Source organism: Paenibacillus sp. 01T422 (assembly GCF_056398785.1).
The window spans coordinates 1-5,804 of record NZ_JBFTQB010000369.1 but is presented as its reverse complement, the minus strand read 5'-3'; the positions used below and the strand labels follow the sequence as shown (position 1 = coordinate 5,804).

Sequence of the window (5,804 nt, the reverse complement as noted above, 5' to 3'; positions counted from 1 at the left end):
CATCAATTCAATCCGGCGCGTCAAATTCCGTGTCATCCAATCAGCGGAAGATAAATAGACGTCAACCAGTCCGCCATTATGGAAATAATATATGCGTGAATGCTCAAGGAACCTGTCTACGATACTTCGCACCGTAATATTCTCACTAAGTCCCGGAACCCCTGGACGCAAGCAGCATACGCCGCGAATAATTAATTCAATCTTCACGCCAGCCTGCGACGCCGCGTACAGCGCATCCACCATTTCTTGATTCGACAATGAATTCATTTTGGCTATGATTTTCGCTGGTCTGCCTTCTCTCGCGTGGGTCGCTTCCCTTTCAATCAGCTCGAACAGCTTATCCTTAAGGTCCGTAGGAGCTACAGCGAATGACTGCCAATCGTGCGGAGCCGAGTAGCCGGTAATTTCATTGAATAACGCCGAAGCATCCTCGCCAATGACACTATTAGAGGTGAAAAGCCCTACATCCGTATAGAGACGGGCTGTATTGTCATTATAGTTTCCTGTCCCCACATGCACATATCGGCGTAGGGTATGCTCTTCTTGGCGAACGACCAAGGTAATTTTTGCGTGCGTTTTGAGTCCTACAAGTCCGTAAACGACGTGACAGCCTGATTTTTCGAGCATTCTCGCCCAAGCGATATTCCGTTCTTCATCAAAACGCGCCTTCAGCTCCACGACGACCGTAACCTGCTTACCGGATTCCGCGGCACGTGCCAATGATTGAATAATCAGCGAGTTTCCGCTTGCTCGGTACAATGTCATTTTAATCGCAAGCACTTTAGGATCATAAGCTGCATGGACAATGAAATCCGTCACAGCATCGAACGTTTCATAGGGGTGATGAACGAGAACATCCTTTTGCTTCAGCACATCGAAGAAATCGACCTCATCCTCAAATTCCACGGGATATTTGGGGTTGATTCTTGGATAACGAAGATTTTCAAAGCCATTGAGCGTATTGGCCAGTTTCATAAAATATGTGATATCGAGCGGTCCGTCAATTTCAAACGTCTGCTCTTCAATCTCGAACTCTTCCTGTAATTGGGCAAGAGCATAGGGATGAATCCCTTCTTGAACCTCAAGCCGCACAGGAGAGCCCCAGCGCCTGCGTCTTAGCTCTTTCTCGATCTCCTCAAGCAGATCTTCGGCCCCTTCTTCATTGAGCGTTAGATCCGCATTACGAGTCACCCTAAACCCATGAACGGAAATCGGAATGTAGCCGCTGAACAACGATTGTATATGATGCTCCATTAATTCTTCAAGAAGAATAAATTCCTGTTTCTTGCTATTAGGCCGTGAAGGTACTGAGATATAGCGGGATAAATTACTAGGAACTTGAACAATGGCAAAATAAGGCTCATCATCCGGATCATCACCTTCTCTGATGAGTAGGACAGCCAAATAAACTGAATGATTATGTACGAGTGGAAACGGTCGGCTTTGATCCACGGCCATCGGTGTTAATACCGGAAAAATAATATCATGGTAGTAAGCATCCATGGCTTTCTTCTGGCTCGTATTCAAATCCTCGTATTCAGTGAACACGATGCCTTCTCTCGTCAACAATCTCGTGACTTCGCGATACGTTTTGTATTGTTCGCTCACCATCTTGTTCGTGCGCTTCATAATCCGTTTAATAAGCCCCGCAGGCGTGTAGCCGGTAAAATCTTTTTTGGTATACCCAGCTTTAATTTGGTCCTTAAGACCTGCGACACGAACACTCATGAACTCGTCGAGATTGCTAGATACGATAGCCAGAAATTTCACACGCTCAAGCAGTGGAGTACTTGGATCTTGAGCTTCCTCCAAAACTCGCCAGTTGAATTCGATCCAGCTTAAATCGCGATTTAAGTATTTGGTCGAAACCTCTTTGAGTTCCTTTAGTTCCTTGAGCTCTTTAACTTCCTTCAGATCGGGTTCTCGCGCAATACTCATAAAGCCTCCAATTAATTTATCTAGTTTATGATTTCATTGTACTATGTGTCAGGAATGCCGACAATGCAGGCCCCCCTACACTATTATATTAAGATTTTGTAAATGGATGTTCGTTTCCGTATTTATCCATGTTCGTGTTACAATACAAAGAACTGAACCAAGGAGAGAAGAACGATGAGTATCCTGAATCCGCGCCTAGTTCACCAGATTTTCAGGGGTATTTGGGTGGCTTTAATCATAGCTGGAATCGCCTACGCTTTCTACTACGTTATTCCACTCGTTTATCCTTTTATTTTTGGCTGGATTTTGGCGCTTATGCTTAATCCAATTGTGAATTTTTTTCAATTCAAGCTCAAATTTCCGCGATGGCTTGCCGTCAGCTTTTCTATGCTTCTTTTTTTAGCGGCCATGGTTACTGCCATCACCCTGCTAGTTGCCAATATTATTGTTGAATTAGGATCACTTGCCGATACCTTGCAGCTTCAGATTAACCACTGGGTCGAACAATTCAATGTGTTCATCAATTCAACGGCTTTCCAAGATTGGATCGAGAAGATTAATGAGTTTTTTGAAAATAATCCCAAGTACCAGGAAACGGTTAATAACAACCTCTCGTCCACAGCAGGCTCAATTGCCGATGTGAGTAAATTTATTATTAATTATGTCTTTAACACGCTCAAAAGTTTTCTCACCTCGCTGCCGAATATTGCAACGATTACAATTATCATCATGTTGGCCACCTTCTTTATAAGTAAAGACTGGTATCAACTCATCAAAAGATACAAAGGCATTTTCTCAGATCTCATTGTGAAAACCACGCAATTGATTCGCAACGATTTGCAAAAAGCGCTGTTCGGATACATGCGCGCACAGCTTATCCTGGTATCGTTGACAGCATTGGTTGTCATTATCGGCTTGCTAGTCCTGCGTGTAGATTATGCAATCACCATTGGCTTATTGACAGGTTTGGCAGACCTGATGCCTTACTTGGGAACTGGCGCTGTTATGGTGCCATGGATCCTGTATGTGTTTTTTGCCCAGGGAAATCTGTTTCTGGGGATCGGGCTTAGCGTATTGTACGGCGTCATCGTGATTGCCAGACAAATTATGGAGCCTAAAGTGCTTGCCTCCTCCGTCGGACTTGATCCTTTGGYTACATTAATCGCTATGTTCGTCGGGTTGAAGCTGTTCGGGCTCCTGGGACTCATCATTGGTCCTGTTTCCTTGATACTTATCTCTGCTTTCTATCGAGCAAGAATCTTTCATGATATCGCTACTTACATAAAAAAAGGCTCGGCACCTTCTGAATGAGAAGGACCGAGCTTTTGTTTTTGATGACTTACATGAGTGCCGCTCATCTTCGATTAATCCAATGAATATTGCCTTTGCTAATTTGTCTTTGGATCAACGCAAGCAGCATGACCTTGAAGATCGGTCTCGTATACGGAAAAACAAGCAGGAACCCGAAGATGTCCGTAATAAAGCCTGGAGTAATCAACAAAATACCGCCAAGGAAAATACAAATTCCATCCAGCAGATGCTGTGCTGGCAGCTGTCCTTGCGACCACTCAAATTTAGCGTACTCCAACACTTTACGTCCTTCTCGCTTAGCGAAATAAACACCAAGGAAACCACTTAGCAAGATAAGTCCAAAGGTCGTCCAGCCGCCTACAAAATGACCCAGTGCGATTAGCACAGAAATTTCAATGGCAGGCACTATGATGAATATAGCAAGCATGATACGAAACATAAGCCCATCCCCTTTAAGAGTACTTAGATAACAGCTGCCACAATTCCGGCGCTTCCTTCTCTATACGTACTGGCCTCCAAGAAGGATTCACCCAAACATGCCGCGTTGTTCCTGTTACAAGCAATTCCCCTGAATTCCCCTTTGATTCGGCCGCCTTATCCTCGTTCACTTTACGTATCTCATAGGCAAAATGGAGCCGCACCGAGGTCATCTCAAGCACTCGAGTGTTAACACTTACCAAATCATCATAACGAGCAGGCTTCTTAAACTTAAGATCAGCCTCTACGACGGGGAGCAGCAGCCCTTTCTCCTCGATGCTGCGGTAAGGGTAGCCAAGCTCTCTGATCAGCTCTGTTCGCCCGATTTCGAACCAGTTCAAATAATTGGCATGGTAGACAACGCCCATCTGATCCGTTTCGGCATATCGCACGCGCAGCTGGTGCTGATACCAGTGTTCCTCGTTCATGAATATGCATTCCTCCTGAGACATTGTTATGGATTTAGTATAACACAGTGGATGGAGGAACTCCCTTTTAGCGAGGGATGCAGCCCAATCAAAAAAAGAGGCCATCCAGATAGGTCTGATCAGACCCTCTTAGATAGCCTCTTCGTTATAACCTACAGAACGCTCGCTTGGCCTGAGTAGATAATACCTACTTCTGGATAGATCGACACTTCTGTACCGTCTTTAATGAGCTCAACCGCGTTCTCAACGCCTACGATGACTGGAATACCAAGGCTTAGAGCTACAACAGCCGCATGAGATGTGATACCGCCAACTTCCGTAATCAACGCGGAAGCTCTTTGTACAGCCGGCATGTACTCTTTGTCAGTAGTTACCGTAACTAACACAGCTCCATCGACCATTTTGGAATTTGCTTCTTCAGGTGTGCGTGCAGTGACTACGATACCCGTAGCTGTTTGCATGCCGATACCTGTACCTTTGGCAAGCATCTCGCCAACATGGTGAACTTTGATCAAGTTCGTTGTTCCAGAGCGTCCTACAGGGACACCTGCCGTGATAACAACGATATCACCTAAGGACACAAGTCCTGTTTTGATGCTGCTATCCACAGCAAGGTTGAACAACTCGTCCGTCGTTTTGGCTTGTTCGCTCATTACAGGGATAACGCCCCAAACTAGAGATAAACGACGGATAACTTGCTCGCTTGGTGTAATTGCGATGATTGGTGATTTTGGACGGTATTTGGATACCATTCTTGCTGTATATCCACTTTCTGTAGCTGTCAAAATCGCTTTCGCTCCAAGCTCCAGCGCCGAGTTAGCTACCGCTTGAGAGATAGCTTCTGTAACTGTAACTTGTTGTGCTTGTGCTTGACGAAGGAAGATTTCTTTGTATTCCAAAGCTTCTTCTGCACGCACAGCAATACGAGCCATCGTCTGTACGGACTCAACTGGATATTTCCCTGCAGCCGTCTCACCAGACAACATAACTGCGTCGGTTCCGTCGAATACTGCGTTCGCCACGTCACTTGCTTCTGCGCGAGTTGGGCGCGGGTTACGCTGCATGGAATCAAGCATCATCGTTGCTGTAATAACCGGCTTACCAACGATGTTACACTTTTTGATCATTTGCTTTTGAACAACTGGCACATCTTCCGCTGGAATCTCAACACCAAGATCTCCACGAGCAACCATCAATCCATCGGAAACTTCGAGGATTTCATCTAGATTGTCTACGCCTTCTTGGTTCTCAATTTTACTGATGATTTGGATGTGCGATGCGTTATGTCTTTCGAGCAATTCACGAATTTCCATGACATCGCTCGCTTTACGGACGAATGAAGCTGCGATGAAATCTACACCTTGCTCGATACCGAAAACAATATCGTTGGCATCTTTTTCAGTGATACCTGGAAGGGAGATTTTCACGCCTGGCACGTTAACGCCTTTTTTACTTTTGATAGTTCCACCGTTGACGATACGGCACTCGATTTCAGTTCCGCGGATGTCAACAACAGTAAGACCAATCAAACCGTCATCGATCAGGATCGTGGATCCTACTTGAACATCACGCGGCAGCTCCGAGTAAGTTACTGAGATGCGGTCTGCGTCTCCCAGAATTTCTTCGGTTGTCGGAATGATGTGCTTGTCC

The 5,804-nt window shown here is 45.4% G+C and carries 5 protein-coding genes; 1 reads left to right on the top strand and 4 read right to left on the bottom strand.

The features are described from left to right. On the bottom strand, positions 1 to 1,938 hold a 1,938-nt coding region (gene ppk1 / locus AC1DUA_RS20310; protein WP_477501501.1), incomplete at its 3' end, for a polyphosphate kinase 1. A 174-nt stretch (positions 1,939 to 2,112) separates the two neighbouring features. Between ppk1 and ytvI the strand changes: the two genes are divergently transcribed. Next, positions 2,113 to 3,249 carry a sporulation integral membrane protein YtvI gene (ytvI, locus tag AC1DUA_RS20305; protein ID WP_477501500.1) on the top strand — a complete coding sequence of 379 codons (1,137 nt, stop codon included), beginning with the start codon at positions 2,113 to 2,115 and terminating at the stop codon, positions 3,247 to 3,249. Positions 3,250 to 3,292: 43 nt separating this feature from the next. Here ytvI and AC1DUA_RS20300 read toward each other — a convergent pair whose 3' ends face one another. The 3 genes from AC1DUA_RS20300 to pyk form a co-directional block, all read right to left on the bottom strand. Continuing rightward, a complete protein-coding gene (locus AC1DUA_RS20300) occupies positions 3,293 to 3,688 on the bottom strand; it encodes an FxsA family protein (protein WP_477501499.1) in 396 nt (131 codons plus the stop codon). A gap of 13 nt (positions 3,689 to 3,701) precedes the next feature. Then, the gene (locus AC1DUA_RS20295; protein ID WP_477501498.1) at positions 3,702 to 4,154 is read right to left on the bottom strand and encodes an acyl-CoA thioesterase; all 453 of its coding nucleotides are present in this window, start codon (positions 4,152 to 4,154) and stop codon (positions 3,702 to 3,704) included. A 152-nt stretch (positions 4,155 to 4,306) separates the two neighbouring features. Then, positions 4,307 to 5,804 (bottom strand): pyruvate kinase (gene pyk / locus AC1DUA_RS20290; RefSeq protein ID WP_477501497.1); only part of this gene is annotated, 1,498 nt, incomplete at its 5' end.